General features: G+C 34.0%; 14 protein-coding genes. 1 reads left to right on the top strand and 13 read right to left on the bottom strand.

From position 1 onward, the window contains the following. Positions 1 to 101: 101 nt before the first annotated feature. The gene (locus HNQ00_RS06605; protein WP_173837532.1) at positions 102 to 1,505 is read left to right on the top strand and encodes a DUF4403 family protein; all 1,404 of its coding nucleotides are present in this window, start codon (positions 102 to 104) and stop codon (positions 1,503 to 1,505) included. A 5-nt stretch (positions 1,506 to 1,510) separates the two neighbouring features. Here HNQ00_RS06605 and HNQ00_RS06600 read toward each other — a convergent pair whose 3' ends face one another. From HNQ00_RS06600 to ruvA, 13 genes are all read right to left on the bottom strand, one after another. After that, positions 1,511 to 1,744, bottom strand: coding sequence for a hypothetical protein (locus HNQ00_RS06600; RefSeq protein ID WP_173837531.1), 234 nt, complete (start codon positions 1,742 to 1,744; stop codon positions 1,511 to 1,513). Continuing rightward, positions 1,737 to 2,276 carry a DUF420 domain-containing protein gene (locus tag HNQ00_RS06595; RefSeq protein WP_173837530.1) on the bottom strand — a complete coding sequence of 180 codons (540 nt, stop codon included), beginning with the start codon at positions 2,274 to 2,276 and terminating at the stop codon, positions 1,737 to 1,739. The genes HNQ00_RS06600 and HNQ00_RS06595 overlap by 8 nt, the downstream gene beginning before the upstream one ends. Before the next feature lie 5 nt (positions 2,277 to 2,281). Continuing rightward, the gene (locus HNQ00_RS06590; RefSeq protein WP_173837529.1) at positions 2,282 to 2,968 is read right to left on the bottom strand and encodes an SCO family protein; all 687 of its coding nucleotides are present in this window, start codon (positions 2,966 to 2,968) and stop codon (positions 2,282 to 2,284) included. Between the two features lies 1 nt (position 2,969). After that, entirely contained in the window at positions 2,970 to 3,620 is a 651-nt protein-coding gene (locus HNQ00_RS06585; RefSeq protein WP_173837528.1) for a hypothetical protein, read from the bottom strand. 75 nt (positions 3,621 to 3,695) lie between these two features. Continuing rightward, positions 3,696 to 4,046 (bottom strand): cytochrome C oxidase subunit IV family protein, encoded by a 351-nt coding sequence (locus HNQ00_RS06580; RefSeq protein WP_173837527.1) that lies wholly within the window; start codon positions 4,044 to 4,046, stop codon positions 3,696 to 3,698. Positions 4,047 to 4,064: 18 nt separating this feature from the next. Further along, positions 4,065 to 5,093 carry a cytochrome c oxidase subunit 3 gene (locus tag HNQ00_RS06575; RefSeq protein WP_173837526.1) on the bottom strand — a complete coding sequence of 343 codons (1,029 nt, stop codon included), beginning with the start codon at positions 5,091 to 5,093 and terminating at the stop codon, positions 4,065 to 4,067. Positions 5,094 to 5,135: 42 nt separating this feature from the next. Further along, positions 5,136 to 5,723, bottom strand: a complete 588-nt coding sequence (locus tag HNQ00_RS06570; RefSeq protein WP_173837525.1) for a cytochrome c oxidase subunit 3 — start codon at positions 5,721 to 5,723, stop codon at positions 5,136 to 5,138. A gap of 2 nt (positions 5,724 to 5,725) precedes the next feature. Then, positions 5,726 to 6,640 (bottom strand): heme o synthase, encoded by a 915-nt coding sequence (gene cyoE, locus HNQ00_RS06565; protein ID WP_371738961.1) that lies wholly within the window; start codon positions 6,638 to 6,640, stop codon positions 5,726 to 5,728. 287 nt (positions 6,641 to 6,927) lie between these two features. Next, positions 6,928 to 7,671, bottom strand: coding sequence for a deoxyribose-phosphate aldolase (deoC, locus tag HNQ00_RS06560; RefSeq protein ID WP_173837523.1), 744 nt, complete (start codon positions 7,669 to 7,671; stop codon positions 6,928 to 6,930). A 176-nt stretch (positions 7,672 to 7,847) separates the two neighbouring features. Further along, positions 7,848 to 8,228, bottom strand: coding sequence for a VanZ family protein (locus tag HNQ00_RS06555; RefSeq protein WP_371738933.1), 381 nt, complete (start codon positions 8,226 to 8,228; stop codon positions 7,848 to 7,850). Beyond that, a complete protein-coding gene (gene gcvH, locus HNQ00_RS06550) occupies positions 8,221 to 8,601 on the bottom strand; it encodes a glycine cleavage system protein GcvH (protein ID WP_173837521.1) in 381 nt (126 codons plus the stop codon). Before gcvH ends, HNQ00_RS06555 begins: the two co-directional genes overlap by 8 nt. A gap of 85 nt (positions 8,602 to 8,686) precedes the next feature. Beyond that, a complete protein-coding gene (sov, locus tag HNQ00_RS06545) occupies positions 8,687 to 15,862 on the bottom strand; it encodes a T9SS outer membrane translocon Sov/SprA (RefSeq protein WP_173837520.1) in 7,176 nt (2,391 codons plus the stop codon). A 24-nt stretch (positions 15,863 to 15,886) separates the two neighbouring features. Next, entirely contained in the window at positions 15,887 to 16,468 is a 582-nt protein-coding gene (gene ruvA / locus HNQ00_RS06540) for a Holliday junction branch migration protein RuvA (RefSeq protein ID WP_173837519.1), read from the bottom strand. Positions 16,469 to 16,474 lie beyond the last annotated feature (6 nt).

Here is a 16,474-nt window from a genome sequence, read left to right as displayed (position 1 = left end):
TAATAATCCCTTAAAGCATAAGACTTAATTATAATATAATTGTTACAGTTTTATCTTAAAATATATTTCTTTTACTAATTTTACCACTTAAACTACATACAATGTCAAAACATCTTTTTGCTTCAATTGCAGTAAGTATTTTATTTTTTAGTTGCGGTACAACGCATAAGATAGACACATTAAAACCGGAACCAGATGATGCTACACCTGTAGTTTATGAAAACCAAACGTCATTTTTAAACATACCTATAAGTGTACAGTTAAAAGATGTAGAAAATCAAACAAACAATTTATTGAATGGTCTGATCTACGAGGACAATGATATCACTGACGATGATATTGAAATGAAGATTTGGAAACTTGCACCAATCACGATTCAAAATGACAACGCAAAATCAGGGGAGAGAATTAGAACTATTTTACCGTTGAGAGCAACAGTTAAATATCGTATAGGCACAAAAACATTAGGAGTTGAATTATACAATACACAAGAATTTCATCTCAACGGTGTAATTACACTGAGCAGCGATGTAGCACTAGACAACTGGAAACTGGTAACCAAAACGGAATTAAAATCACTGGAATGGAAAGAGAGTCCGACGTTAGTGGTTTTTGGTAAAAATGTACCCGTGACCTACTTAATGAATCCAACGATTCAATTGTTTAAAGCAAAATTAGCTAAGTCTATAGATGGGGCTATAGAGAAGTCAATGGATTTTAAACCGAATGTACTTGAAGCATTAGAAAAGATATGCACGCCTTTCCAGATGAATGAATCTTATGATAGCTGGTTGCGTGTGGTCCCTCAGGAAATATATAGTACTGCAGCAAAATTGAAAGGAGAAACATTTTTACTCCAAATGGGAATGAAGTGTACTATGGAAACTATCGTAGGTAGAAAACCCGAAACAAAATTTGATTCGAATAAAATAATTCTAAAACCAGTAACTAAAATTCCAAACCAAATAACAGCTAACATTGTTGCTGTATCCACTTATCAAGATGCTTCAAAGATTATGCGCAGCAACTTTGCAGGACAAGAATTTGGATCAGGCTCAAAAAAGGTGAAGGTAAACGATGTTACTTTATGGCACAAGAGCGGTAAAATGGTGGTAGCTCTTGATCTAACAGGAGCTGTAAATGGCAAAATATACTTGACAGGGTTTCCAAAATATGATGAAAAAACAAAAGAAATTTTCTTTGACCAATTGGATTACGTCTTAGACACAAAAAGTAAATTAATGCGCACAGCAAACTGGCTAGCTCAAGGCGTTATATTGAAAAAAATTCAAGAAAGCTGTCGCTATTCAATACAAGAAAATCTAGCGGAAGGAAAAGCGAGCATGATGAGTTACCTTACTAACTATTCGCCTATACCAGGTGTATTTGTAAATGGATCTATGGATGATATTGCATTTGAGAAAGTGCAAATAACCTCTAATGCTATATTGGCATTTATCAAAGTAAAAGGCAATATTAACATTGCTGTAAATGGTCTTAAATAAAACTCTTAGTTTGCTTTCTTTTTTTGATACAAGCGATAAACAGCATAACCAATAATCCCCACTAGGACATAAGGAATAGCCATCAAATAAACGATACCGTCATTTACAGCTTGTGCTTGAGCATTATTAGATTCTCCCCCTAATGCGGCTCTACACATAGCACATTGTGCCTGACTAATTCCAGAGGAAAGCAGTAATAAAACAAGGAAAAGCGATTGTATTTTACTATTTTTAAACATAATAAGGAGATATCATTAAGTAGACAACAACACCAGTAACAGCGACATACAACCATATTGGGAAAGTGATTCTCGCCAATCTTTTATGTTTATCAAATACTTGTGCCAATGCCCTAACATAAGTAACTAAGACCATAGGTATAATAATTACTGAGAGCACTATATGAGTAACGAGTATAAAATAATAAACGTATTTAATAACACCTTCACCACCAAATTTTGTTGAATCTGAGGTCATGTGATAAGCCACATACATACCCAAGAATGCTATAGAACAACCAATAGCGGCTTTCATCAAATTCTCATGAAGCTTTCTATTTCCGTTTTTAATTGCTAGTACAGCGCTTACTAATAACACCGCAGTAATTCCATTTACGCAAGCATAGATGGGAGGAAGAAAAGTTAATGGCTCGACATCAAATCCTAACTTTTTTAAGTTCACACCAAAAAGGATAACAACAACAAGAGGGATTGCAACTGATAGTAGTACAATCCACTTTCTATATTTCTGTTCTAAATTTTCATTATTCATAACACTTACTCCTCTAATAAAATACTAATATCTTGTTGAATATCTCTAACCCCTTTTTTATCTAATCCATCGTAATATAAAATAGGATTACCAAAGTCATCTTTTCTACATCTAATATTTCCATCCTTATCAATCAAAGCAAAAAGACCAGAATGCTCAAATCCACCAGCAACATTACTATTTGCAGCAGCATATAGATTAAAACCTTTGTTAGCGATACTGTAAATATAATCTTGGTCCCCTCTTAGAAATTGCCAATTAGTAGATTTGACACCTAAAAATTCAGCGTGCTCTTTTAGAACTTTGGCAGTATCATGATTAGGATCAATAGTAATAGAAGCGATCCCGAAATTAGGATTACCAAAGAATTTCTTTTCGATCAACAGCATGCTTTGATTCATCTTCGGACAAATTGAAGGACAAGTAGTAAAGAAAAACTCCACGACATATACTTTACCTTTATAAAAGTCATTATTTATCTTTTCGTCGTTCTGATTCGTTAAATCAAATTTTGGTGCTGGACCAATCATGACTAATTTCTCATCTTTAGTAGCCGCTGTACTAACGTTGTCTAAGCGATCCGCTTTTACCACAGAACCGTTTTGAATGCGCTCTATAATTTTAGGAATTGCATAGATACCAAAAACTAAAATTATAAATGAAATACCGATGTATGATTTCTTCTTAAACATATTATTCTTTTAAAAGTTGTTTAGTTGCATTATGATTTTTCTTTAATGCAGCACGATATTCATAGAGGATTATTTTAAAGTCATCAAGCATCTCATTACTTAACTCAGATGGATGAAAAGTATTATACCCCTCCTTGTAGTCCTTTTTATCTTTACGTCCTCTTAAATCTCTAGCTTTATCAACTATGTAAACATTAGAGGTTCCAGCATATTGATCTAACTTCCCTTTCAAATGCAGTTGGTTATAATAGGCTTGAATATTCTCGGGTGTGGTGAAAACGAAATGCCATTGAGAAACATCTGTAAATTCGTCTAGCGCATCTAGTATACTTCGAACATCATCCTCTGTACCAAGAGGGCAAATCATTACAAACTGTAAATCCTTGAAGGTATGATAGCGTTGGTATATTTTTTCGTTAAGATTGAAAAGATTCCCTCTATTCTTTAAAATTTCTGAACCTGAGAAGCCCAGGATAGTAATTTTACCAGTTAGTGTCACCTTTTCCTTATTCAAGGATTCCCACTCAGCTAACTCAGGAATTCCTTTAGTAACTGTAGGCAATCGAGTAAAACTATTGACGCCTGATGCAAAAAAAAGATAGGCTACGATAGGGAGAATAAAAAGCACAAAAAGAACTATATTTTTTTTCATTGCAACATTAAAATTTAAAGTACAAAAATAAAAAAAGGTACGCAATGCGTACCCTTTTTTTTGAATTAATATGTGTTAAAAATTCCACTTAATTGTAGAATCTTTAAAAACCCCATAAATATAATGCCCTTCGGTTAAGAAAATGAAAAGTATATATATAATTAAGAAAACAACAGGCAAAACAATCGCCCATCTAAGACTACTTTTCTCGCCCCCTAAGTGCATGAATGACCATACAATGTAGTACGCTTTAAAAACAGTCAATATATAAAATACCCAGTTCAACAAGTTCATACCTAAAAGGTGGTTCATGTGTAGAAAATCTGGTTTAAGTATTCCTAAAAATACTTCTATAATAGTAACAGCAGACAATATTGCGAAAACTTTCCAGATCCCTGCAGTATTAGAAACATGTTCGTGTGACATAATAATTATTTTTAAAAATTAAACTAGATAGAAAACGGTAAATACAAATACCCAAACTAAATCAACAAAGTGCCAGTATAGACCCACTTTTTCAACCATCTCATAACTTCTTCTTTTTTCATATGTACCCATAAGCACATTAAAAAACACGATGATGTTTAAGATTACTCCTGAAAACACGTGGAATCCGTGGAAACCTGTGATAAAGAAAAAGAAATCAGCAAACAATTTGTTTCCGTATTCATTTCTAATCAAGTTAGCTCCTTCTACAACATAATGTCCATCAGCTAATCTTGAAATAGATTCTTCTCTAGACAATACCGTTTTGTGCTTAAATTTACTCAAATCATGATTGATCTTAGCATCTTTAACCGTTTCTGGAGTTGCCTCATAGATTGATTCGATACGCACTGATAATTCAGGATGAGCTTTGAATCCAGCTTGAACTTCAGCCATTGAGTAAGAAGGCAATTCACCTTCGCTCAAGAACCAAGTCCCTTTGTTACTTGTGTGCTGTACTCTCTCTCCATGAAGACTAGCAGCAAAATCAGCTAAGGCAACACGATTACCATCTTTATCCACAAACTGAAGTAAACTACCTCCCTTTGTTTCAACAGCACCATATTCTCCTTTGATGAAATTTTTCCATTCCCAAGCTTGAGACCCTACGAAGATCAAACCACCGATAATGGTTAAAAACATGTAAACAATAACTTTGTTCTTTTTCATTTGATGACCTGCATCAACGGCTAATACCATTGTTACAGATGAGAAAATTAAAATAAAAGTCATTAACGCCACATAGTACATAGGTGCAGAAACACCGTGCATAAATGGGAAGTGAGTAAACACTTCATCGGCCAATGGCCACGTTTCAATAAATTTAAATCTAGATAAACCGTAAGCTGCTAAAAATCCAGAGAACGTTAAGGCATCTGACATGATAAAAAACCACATCATCATTTTACCATAACTTGCTCCCATTGGCTCATTGCCGCCTCCCCAAGTTTTATCTTCACTATTTGCAGTAGTAACTGTCGCTTCCATAAAAGTTATTCGTTAAAAAGTTCCCAAATTTACGTTTTTTTCTTATTTAAAGAAATATAAAAATACAAATAAATAAATCCACAAGAAATCAAGAAAGTGCCAGTACATCGCACCTAGTTCTATTCCAAGAGTTTGACTCGAATTGTATTTCTGTTTAAAATGATTATAAATTATAATTAGCAATGATATTAACCCACCAGCAAGGTGAATCATATGCACAACTGTTACAATATATAAAAATGTTGTTGTTATTGAACTCTCGCTTCCGGTGAAGTAATAGCCATTTTCAACGATTTGTCCGAATCCTACAAATTGTAAAATCACGAATAAAATTCCAAGCGCTAAAGTAGACAAAAGAAAAACAGTAGTCTTACTTTTTTCATCTTTTTGGATTGATTTTTTTGCCATGTGTATGGTTACACTAGCCATAATTATAGCCAAAGTGCTATAATAAAAAGCGGTAGGCAATTGAAAATCCTTCAACCAGTCTACCCTTGCTTTACTTACCACAAATGCGCTAGTAAGCCCTGCAAACATCATAATCATACTGACCATAGCAAAAATCAAGATCAACTTATACGATCTTGCAGTCTTTAGCTTATGCTCCTCCTGTGTCATTGTCATTTCCATAACTATCTTAAAAATTTATCAATTATATATACTAATTGAAGTAGCGTAATATAAGATACGCTAACTAGCATTAATGTTCTTGCTGCTTTTGCTGTTTTAATCTTATACAACTTAACTGCATAAAAAAGCATCCACAAACCTAAAAGGAACACTACTACTGCTGCTATAGGAGTAATATAAAATCTACCCGTATAACCTAACGCAGGCAACAATGAAGCAACAAGCAACCATACCGAATACAAAATGATTTGAAGCGCTGTTCCTTGGTCTTTTTTACCCGTAGGCAACATAAAGATTCCTGCTTTTTCATAATCTTCATATAAGAACCATCCTATAGCCCAAAAATGAGGGAATTGCCAAAAAAACTGAATTAAAAATAATGTACCTGCTTCGATTCCAAAATCCCCCGTAGCAGCCACCCATCCTAACATGAAAGGTATAGCACCTGGAAACGCGCCTACAAATACAGACAAAGACGTTACTGTTTTTAAGGGTGTATACACACTCGTATATAGAAATATCGAAATCGCACCAAACATGGCTGATTTAGGATTTATCATATATAAAAGGGAAATACCTATAATCGTCAATACACTAGCAACTACTAGCGCCACTTGCGGTGACATTCTTCCTGAAGGAACAGGGCGATTCTTTGTTCGATCCATTAAAGCATCAATGTCTTTCTCGATCACTTGATTAAAAGCATTAGAAGCTCCAACCATGCAGTAACCACCTACAATCAACATTAACAACACCGACCATTGAAAAGGATTTTGCTCATTGATACCTAAAAAATATCCAGCTATAGATGAAAACAAAACACTAATAGCAAGTCCTGCTTTAGTGATTTCTTTAAAATCTAGAAAAACCGATTTAAAAGTGAAGGTATTTGGAGTAGTGTTCAATGCAGATTTAATTAAGTTTTTTAAAACTTCTGCAAAGGTACAAATTACAAGAGGATTTAATATTGTAGATTTTGTGTTTTTTTCAATTATAATCTGTTAAAAGTGCATCTGCTTTGTGATTAAGCAACATTGTAGATCGCTTTTTACAATAAGTATCTAAATTGTTTCTTTTCGAAAGTACAAATAGCGCATTGAAGTACCTGCTTACTAGCAGAGAATAATTCACTTTCGAGAAAAAAAACTTCAATAACCACAATTAAGGAGCGCTACTTTATTCCCCATTTTAATAGCTACTACTTTTAATATTCTTGATTCGTGTCTTCTCCGTTTGCAATTGCTTTTGCACCAGAAGTCCCTATGCGCTTAACACCCAAACTCACCATCTCAACTGCATCTTGATATGAGCGCACTCCACCAGCAGCTTTGATAGGTAACGGTGACGCATTTTCAAGCATCATAATTATTGTACGCACGGTAGCACCGTTAGGCAAATCGTCTTCTGTTTTATAGAAACCAGTTGATGATTTCACAAAAACACAATTATAATCCTCTTCTTTAAAATTAGAAATAATCACGTTTTTAATTAGAGACGATAGTTGGATAATTTGCTTATCAGTAAGCGCAGCCACTTCTATAATCCACTTTACCGTTTTATTGTTATCCAGACCTAGTTTTGTACAACGCAAGACCTCTTTTTTCACAATGGCAATATCGCCCTCTTTAAAGGCTTTATAATTACAAACAAAATCAAGATCATCAGCACCTTCTTCAATAGCTCTTTGTGCCTCTTCTAATTTAGCCATAACATCTGACTCCCCTTCTGGAAAATCAATTACAGTTCCTACTAGTGTCACCGCATTTGCCTCGACAATAATTTTTTTTGCCTTTACTACCATATCAGGCCTGATCATGATAAGCTTGAAATTGCCATCAATCGCTTCTTGAACAAATTGCATTACTATTTTTTCATTTTCAACCTCACTAATCCCTGCTTGATTAGCAGTTTTTAAATAAGTTGAGTCTAGGTAGTTTCTGATATTCATAATAACATTATTTCTAAATTAGTAAAAAACTTTGTAAACAAAAATACACTTATTATTCATAAGCTTTATTACAATACAGAATTGTTTAACAAACTCTACAGTGAAGCAAGCGTGTGCTTAACCTTTACTATCAAACAAAAAAAAGCCCCACAAAAGCGGGACTTTAAATATAATTTTTATTGCTTAGTGCCTCTCAATTTTATGAAAATAAGAATTGAAAAACTTGCTAAGGCTGCGCCGGTTATATTAGCTAGTATATCAAACATATCTGGACTTCTAGTTGTTGTAAACATTTGCTGTGCAATTTCGATAAAAACACCAAAAAAGACAGAAAGCACGAAGGAAAAAAACAACGGCTTATAAATGTTTTTATTTCTAACTTGAGTTCTAAAGAATAACACCCAAAGCGACGTAAAAACAAAATGAAAAAATGCATGTACTGCCTTATCTAAATTAGGGATATCGATCGAAGGAATATTACTTGACTTTGTTAAGCACAAGAATAAGATTACAGCCGACCAAGCTACCGCTGAGACAAGAAAAAATAATTTACGCACCAATCAAATCATTATAAGCATCACTTGATAATAATGTATCAAAATCAGCAACATTTGCTACTTTAATTTTAATCATCCATCCTGCTCCATAAGGATCAGAGTTTACCGTTTCAGGAGTACTTTCTAAAGCATCATTGAATTCGATAATCTCTCCTGCTAAAGGAAGAAACAAATCAGAAACAGTTTTCACTGCCTCAACAGTACCAAAAACTTCATCTTTTTCAAGAGTTTGATCTAATGTTTCCACTTCTACATAAACGATATCACCTAGTTCTTTTTGCGCGAAATGTGTAATTCCTACTGTAGCTACATCACCTTCTAAACTCACCCATTCGTGATCTTTTGTGTACTTTAAATTTGCTGGTATACTCATAATTAATGCTTATTGAAAATTGATAATTTTATTTGTTTCGCAAATGTAACAATCTTGCGCTCAATTCTAGTTTAGATTTTCAAAATTAATTCCCAAAATTGTAACGTATTGTAAAGCCCGATCTAATATTAGTCAACGGGAAAGCAGTAGATATAACGGCTTCAGAAAACGAGTGATCGTAGTAAAAGATAGCCGTTAGGTTCTTACTAAATGAATAGTCAGCAGTTAATTTAAGAGACCATATATTTTGCCCTCCTGCTAATTGATTGTTATCATAATCTAAATACCTAACAATGGTTTGATTGTTACGATAAGAGAAATCGGCTTTCATGTTGATATCTCCTTTAATCACGCCAGTAGGGTTATCTGCTAAACGAGAAGAGAAAATAACATCTTTAAATCGATATCCTAATCCCACTACGTATTCTATCCCTTTAACTTCTGTCAATAAATTATTATCAAAACTCATTGATAACGCCCTATCTTTCTTAATCTCTGTTAATATTTTTAAAGAACTTTTAAGTTCAAAATCCATTCGCAATAAAGGATTAAATTGTTCTACTAAGTTAATATTAGACAATATCGTTTTATTAAAAAAGTTCCCATTATCATCAACACCGTTAGGATCTTTATCATATTCAAAGTTAGAACGATATTGATTGATAGTGTATGAAGCACGATAATTGTGCTGCAATGAAAAGCGTTTAAAATTACGTTTAAACATATCAAATCGCATTAAACCATTGTACTTAACAGACCAGTTAGGTATGGGTACGCTTCTAAAAATTCCTAACGAAGAACTTGAAGCATCTGCACCTGCGTATGCAGCCATGAAAGCTGGCAACAATACCGCTTGATTATTCTTACCGTATCCTAATGGATATCCATCTCCGTCTAAATTAGCTGGATTATTTAAATCTATCCCTCTATTAGTTGCTAACCTATTAGCTATTGTCAACCTGTTTTTTCTAAACTCACTAAAAGCAATTGATGAGTTCTCATCACTTGCAGAGAAAGATGTTTTGATAAGCACAGTAGACACACTAAACAATCCATAACTATATGGAGATAATGAATTGTAAGTTCCATCTGCTGACACATCATATTGCTCAGAATAATTTTCTGAGAATGATCTATCGGCATTTAAATCTATTTTAAAATCAGGAAACAGGTCGATGTTTGCACTTGCTTTTAATGTTTTATTAGTTACCTGAGTGAAATTTTGATTAAAATTATCATACAAAGTAAGCCAACCTTTCTTAGCAGCTTCATAACGCACATCTTGTTGGCTTCCAAAAATGAAACCTAACGTAGGTTTAGAAGAACCAAAAAATCCAATTCCCGGAGTATACCCTGGTAAAACAGTTCCACTATTTTCAGTGTAATTAAACTGAATATTTTTTACACTAGTTAAAATTCCTTTTAGCCCATCTAAGAACGGACTCCCTTTTACATCTTGATTATTAGTTTTAACTACTTTCTCTCCAGGTTTAGGTAAAGCAACCTTTGGCTTAGAGCCAAATTTTTGAGTAGTCTTAGTTAGTCCTAAATATTTGTACAACATCTCCATGTTAAAGCTAGCATTCAAATTATTTGAACGCGCATTTTGCACCGTGTTTCCAAGATTATAGTTCTCGCCATCTATGATAATATCTGATAAAGCATTTGAAGTACGCTGCCAGTTGTAATCCCCTGTGTAGCTATAATTAGCTTTTACAAAACTAAACAACGGTATCTTATTGATAGGAATTTCATAATTCACAATAAGTTGTTGCATATGTTGATTAGGATCCCCTACATTCAAGTAACTATCCCAAATAGAAAAATCATCAATTGGTTCGTTATCGTCATTCAAATAATTTTTCACAATATTACTTGATGAGGCAATGTAACTGAATTTTAATGATTTCGTTAAATTGTAATTGAAGCCATATTGATAGTTGAAAGAAAAGTTCCTACGATATAATGGGTCTAGTCCAATTCCTTCAATATCCTCTATTTGTCTAAATTGCTGAGTATTGAATTGTCTATTAATATTTGTGCTAAAAGTAACATTAGAAGGCAAGTAATTAAAGTTAAAATCGCTTAACATTTTCCAATAATCACTTTTCTGCATCATCTTACTATTCTTGAACGGTTCTACAGGTTTAGATTGAAAAGTATACGCATAATCAACTGATGAACTACTTTGCTGATCTTGATAATTTTCAATTTCGTAATCATGTCTTTCCACTTCATTATACGACTGAGAGAATGTAAAATTCTCTACATCATATATTCTTTGTTTTTGCTCTGCGCCACGTTGTTTTCTAACCCCTATAAAGTTAATGCTACTGCGTTTAGTATAGTCTACAGCTCTATTTCTATAGTTTTCACGTACATCAGCATCAGCAGTATTATCTAATAGCTGTTGCAATTTGATATCTTGGTTAAAAGGGTCGTATTGTGGAGTAATCACTTCTTCGCCTATTGCATAATTAAATGGCAAATTAACCCCCCATTTAGCAGGTAATAGTTTTCCTAAATTTACATTAGTAACAAAATTATATTGTTGGATATCTTCACGACTTCTTTCGTTTGGACCTTGTTCTAAAGAGCCAAAACCAATCGTTGATTTTCTACCAGTAGCTGAAACAGTAGCAAAATCAGCAAAATTTGTATCTACATTTAACACGGCAGCCATACCACCATTGTTATCCATATCAGCAAGACGTAGTTCATTAAACCACACCTCACCTTTAACCCTTTGCATTGTTTCGTTGTTTTTTACACCCACCATCAAGGTTCTAACCAGACCAAAGTTAGGATTACCCTTTATCCCTATTCTCAACTTATTACTCTTACTCGCAGCAGAAGCATCAAGTTGCTCTTCATCTTGATAGTAGATTCCATCTAGTGGTAATGTACTTAAATCAATACTCATTGCTTGTATTTTTAACTGCGTTAAAAGTGCTAATGACAAGTCAATTTGATTGTCTTCTGGCCATACACTTTCTGCACTTAAAGGAGAACAATTAGCAGCACCTGATCGACTAGGAACAGTCACTTTTAATGGTATTTCGACTTGATAAAAATTATCTGTAAAGTCATTTCCAAAACGAATAAAAGCAACCATTTGATCATCGCTTAAAGTGGCTTCATTTTGCAACGATTCAGCATGTAAAAACATCTTAAGCTTTTTAAACTGACGCATATCTAAGCTCACATTTTTAAATACTGCTCTAGAATCTTCGGCCTCTAATCCATCCCCAGAAACCCTAAGAGATAAGGACTGCTCATTTTGATTTATGATTGTATTATTATTATACAATTGCTCGCGCACTACTCCTGGAGGCGTAATATAATTAATAGGACAACGCTCATTATTTTCTTGAACATTTACTGACAACACATCTAGTATTGTACCATCATCAGTAACATTTGTATCATCAAATTCTAAGGTATTTGTATACCTTCTCCATTCTCCGCGCACAAGATCTAACGAACCAAAACGCACTGTAATCTCATCGGCAAAACCAGTCATAAACATTCTCATGAATCGAATAGACCTAAAATCAGATATAGTACCAATAGTGTTTTGAGGTTGTGACACCGGAATTTTAAACTGTATCCATCTCGCATCGGTCACTTGTCCGTTTGCTAATGTAACCTGAGTGTTTCTAATATCGGTAATATTATTTTGACCAATTTCCATATTAGGCTGTACATCTATACTGTACTCATAATAGGCATTGATGGTATTCATTGTATTATCCTTGTTGACATCCTCAACATCTGGAAGTGTGGTAGCAGCTCTATTGGCATCATTAATATCAACCGCCGAGTTTCCATCAACACCATTGTAATTTTTATATCTCTCAGAAACATTTCCATTCGCATTCAAATAATAGGTGTAATCATCTGCAGCTGGATCTGATTCAGAAGCAAAATTTGAATACACACTAGCCTCTTGCGCATTGTTGAGTCCATCAAAACCAACATCTTGATTTTGTCTGTTTTCGGCATTTGTATCAAATGCATAAATCAAAGATTGTGATGCAGGAACATCTCCCCATAGCGGTCTTGGATTTACTAATATTTGATCAGGGCCTAAACCATTTTCATATTGTTTTCGACCATCTTTCAATATATCCTCAGAAATTTCTCCAAGGTTAAAATAGATTTTCCCTGTATTAGACATAGGGATTTGACCCGCTCCTATATAAGGATCCATTACCCAAAACTGAATATACTCTACATTACTTTGTTCGAAATTTGTAGAGTTAATAGCCCTCGTTATCCCTCCAAAGTTATCTCTAGGATTAGCACTAAAATTTGAATTATTATTGTAAGGTCCGCGATCAGATGGGTAGTAACTCAAATTCAATGTGTTTACTACCTGTGATTGCCCTTGCGCAATATCAGTCAATGGATATAGTTCTTCACTAAACACACGTCGAGTTGTATTTAAAGACAAATCATCATCTGTAATCCCTGATGGTCTCGAAGTGTAAAAAATAGGATCAATTGTGTTCCATGCCAACTTTGCTCTTTTAAACCCATAGCTTAAATCATTAGATGTAGCATTAAAATCATAAGCACTTCTAACATTTCTATCCGGTGTAGACGACAAGCTCCATGCATAAGCAGAACGCATGTCTATAGTAGATTGTGATCCTTCAAAATCATCAACATAAATTGTAGATTCTCCCTCAAAATCAGCTGCTTTTGGCGAATTTGGTTTTAAGAAAGCGACTTCTGCTCTAACCGAAAGATTCGAAGGAACATCAGTATCTACATTAGGTAGCATATTAGCTAATCTAGTAAAGAAAGGAACTTCTGTAGCATAGTTAGTGTTGAACCCAAAAATAGTATTGTTTACTGACTCTTGTCCATAAGTTGCTTTTTGAGTAAACGGCTTTTCGCTCATTTTTAAAAAAGTCGCTCCTACAAGAAATTTTTCTGAAATTTCATGCTCAACATTCACTCCCATAAAGCGGCGTGTTTGCTGTCCAAAAATAGAATTGTTTTCTAGCGAAATTTCAACCGGTGTATTAGAAGCTTGCAGTGAAGCATCCAGAATTTGAACACTCCCTAGTTGGTAATTTACACTATAATCGATTCCTTCTAATAAAACGCGACCACCCGCAGTAACCCTCACAGAACCTTGAGGCACATTGTAAGCCCCAATAGGAATTCCGTTACTCGCTGCTGATTTATACTTCCCTCTTAATAAAAATTTGTTTTTGTCACTATCTTGCAACGCTCCAGATTGCGTACTTCGATACATATTTCTAAAAACGTATTTTTGCTGATTTTCGTTATAAGTAGTCAAATCATCGTAGTTACTTACATCTGCAGGATTGTTTTTATCTTTTAATTTCGAAAATAATAATTCTCCAAATGGTTCCTTAGTGGTAAAAATAATACGTCCGTTTTGAGAGTCAATCGTTAAACCAGATAAGAAGTCAAAGAATCCATCTCCTCCAGTTTGTGGATCATTATTATAGTTTAATTTATCTAAGTTAAAAACTTTAAGTAGCGTCGTTTCCTTCACTTTATTATCAGCAGTTGGATTAGCGGGAAACGGAAAAATATTCCCTGCAGCATCTGTAGCTTCTTTAATATAGTTGATAGGCGAAGGATCAGTGTATAAAATATTGAATCTAAAATCTTCTTGATTAATTTGATAAGCACCTGGAATTTGATAAATATTCTTCATCATTAAATTCCACACCGGGTTATTCACATTAGTCAAGTTACTCTTCAGCATTTTCAAAATCAAACTCTGTGTAATTACAGCAGTGTTTGCTGTAGTTGCGCCAGTAACGACAGTAGCATCTACACCGTCATTACCAAACTCCCCTACTTGATACACCTTGTCACCTACAGTATATTGATAGGCAACTGCAAGAACTTCATCATTAGATAATCGTTGTTGCAGAGAGATATATCCTAGCTGTGCATTATAAGAAAACTCATTAGAAGTTAATTTTCTTGCATTCTCTAATTTCGAATAATCTTGCCCTTCACTTACAGTCACATTAAATCCAGAACTTGAGGTCACTATTTCTCTAATATTATCATTCAATAAACCAGAACCGTTTTTAATTTGGCCAGGATCAAATTTATTATTTCCATTGTCAGAAGGAGAATTTGCAGGAACATTAAACATTCCTGTAGAAGGATCTAAAACGACTACTTGATTATCAGCAAGACCACTAATAGGACCTTCACCTAAATCTTGAAGCGCAATAATATTCCTTAAATTATTTGAATTTGTATTTATTCTAGATTGCTTATTTGTAACCCAAACCTCAATACGAGTGATTTGCACTCTACTATCGATGTATGGATAGTTTTGTAATGATTCGTCATATTTATCTCTAAAATATTGAGATAAAAAAAAGTGTCTATCATTGTCATAGTCTAAAGCGAACATATCAAAGTCTTGAATCGTACCACCACCTTCGGCGATAACACTTTTTGTTTGTGACTTTTGTTCAGAGAACACTCCTGTAACGGTTGTTTTACCAAATTGTAGTTGTGCCTTTACTCCAAATAAGCTTTGTGCACCTCTTATTAATGAGCTATTCAAAGGCATACTCACATTACCTACTTCGATTTTTTGTACAATATCATCCTCAGTAGGCGTATATTCTAATTTAATAAGATTTTGAAAAGCAAATGTTGATTGTGTATCATAATTTGCGTTCACATTTAAACGCGTACCCACTTTTCCCATCAAGCTCATGCTAATTCTTTGATCGAAGTCAAATGCTAAATTAGAGCGATTTCTAGGTGAAAAAGAAGGATTGTCTTGCTTAGTAAATCGGGCACCTAAATCCATCTCAATAGACCCTGTAGGACGCACATCAATTGTATTACTTCCAAAAATAGATTCGAATATCCCGGAATTAACATAGTATTTAGGCAGTAAATCTTTCTTTGCCTCTTCGCTACCCGTTTTCTTACCATCAATTGCATCTGTCTTTTTTCTAAAATAGTCACGCATTGACTCTTTTAAAACAAGTTGTTCGTATTCACGTACCGATAATATGATAGGATAATTAATAGAAAAACCGTCCACAGAGCTCGTATAAATATACTTGTCTGTAACGGGATCATAAGTGTAAGCAGAAAGAACACTTTTAGGGTCTTTAATTTGGATTTTTCCTGTCGAAAAACCCGTTCTAATTGTATCCTTAGGCTCTTCAGTAACTTGAGCTTCTGCTAGAAACCCACCAAATAAAACCAATAGAAAAATACAAATCTTTTGCATATAAATCTTTGTTTTACAGCCTTTCTATAAGGCTTTTAATGCTTTTTTAATGATAGCTTCCACAGATGCATCTGGATCTTCTTTCACAATTTTTTCAATAATTTTTTCCGAAGCCTTTCTTACAAAACCAAGAACTTCTAATGCAGATAACGCTTCATCCCTATTTGTATTGCTTTGTGACATAGAAACTTCGTCTAAATCATACAACTTAAGCATTTTATCTTTTAAATCTAGAATAACTCTTTGCGCAGTTTTACTACCTATACCTTTAATAGTTTGAATAGTTCCCACATCACCTGAGCCTATCGCATTGATTATTTGTTTAGGTTCTAATGAAGATAACATAGTTCTTGCTATACTCGCTCCAATACCAGAAACAGACAAAAGCATTTTAAAAATCTCCCGTTCTGACTTCTCTACAAACCCAAATAAAGTGTGAGAATCTTCCTTTACTTGCAAATGAGTGAATAATTTTACAAAATCAGTAGCAGGAAGAAGCGAAAAAGTATGCAAAGAAATATGCACTTCATAACCTACACCACCGCAATCTATTACCACCTGAGTAGGCGTTTTCTCTACTAATTTACCTTGTAAATGTCCAATCATAATCTC

The organism is Flavobacterium aeripolare (assembly GCF_013294025.1).
Lineage (GTDB): Bacteria > Bacteroidota > Bacteroidia > Flavobacteriales > Flavobacteriaceae > Flavobacterium.
The sequence above is the reverse complement of the archived record's forward strand: the minus strand, read 5'-3'. Positions and strand labels throughout refer to the sequence as shown.

Bases quoted from the DNA above. Each gene is read 5' to 3' on its own strand.
- gcvH (WP_173837521.1), bottom strand. From the start codon at position 8,601: ATGAGTATACCAGCAAATTTAAAGTACACAAAAGATCACGAATGGGTG.
- HNQ00_RS06580 (WP_173837527.1), bottom strand. From the start codon at position 4,046: ATGTCACACGAACATGTTTCTAATACTGCAGGGATCTGGAAAGTTTTC.
- HNQ00_RS06585 (WP_173837528.1), bottom strand. From the start codon at position 3,620: ATGAAAAAAAATATAGTTCTTTTTGTGCTTTTTATTCTCCCTATCGTA.
- ruvA (WP_173837519.1), bottom strand. From the start codon at position 16,468: ATGATTGGACATTTACAAGGTAAATTAGTAGAGAAAACGCCTACTCAG.
- sov (WP_173837520.1), bottom strand. From the start codon at position 15,862: ATGCAAAAGATTTGTATTTTTCTATTGGTTTTATTTGGTGGGTTTCTA.
- HNQ00_RS06590 (WP_173837529.1), bottom strand. From the start codon at position 2,968: ATGTTTAAGAAGAAATCATACATCGGTATTTCATTTATAATTTTAGTT.
- deoC (WP_173837523.1), bottom strand. From the start codon at position 7,671: ATGAATATCAGAAACTACCTAGACTCAACTTATTTAAAAACTGCTAAT.
- HNQ00_RS06595 (WP_173837530.1), bottom strand. From the start codon at position 2,276: ATGAATAATGAAAATTTAGAACAGAAATATAGAAAGTGGATTGTACTA.
- HNQ00_RS06570 (WP_173837525.1), bottom strand. From the start codon at position 5,723: ATGGAAATGACAATGACACAGGAGGAGCATAAGCTAAAGACTGCAAGA.
- HNQ00_RS06605 (WP_173837532.1), top strand. From the start codon at position 102: ATGTCAAAACATCTTTTTGCTTCAATTGCAGTAAGTATTTTATTTTTT.
- HNQ00_RS06600 (WP_173837531.1), bottom strand. From the start codon at position 1,744: ATGTTTAAAAATAGTAAAATACAATCGCTTTTCCTTGTTTTATTACTG.
- HNQ00_RS06575 (WP_173837526.1), bottom strand. From the start codon at position 5,093: ATGGAAGCGACAGTTACTACTGCAAATAGTGAAGATAAAACTTGGGGA.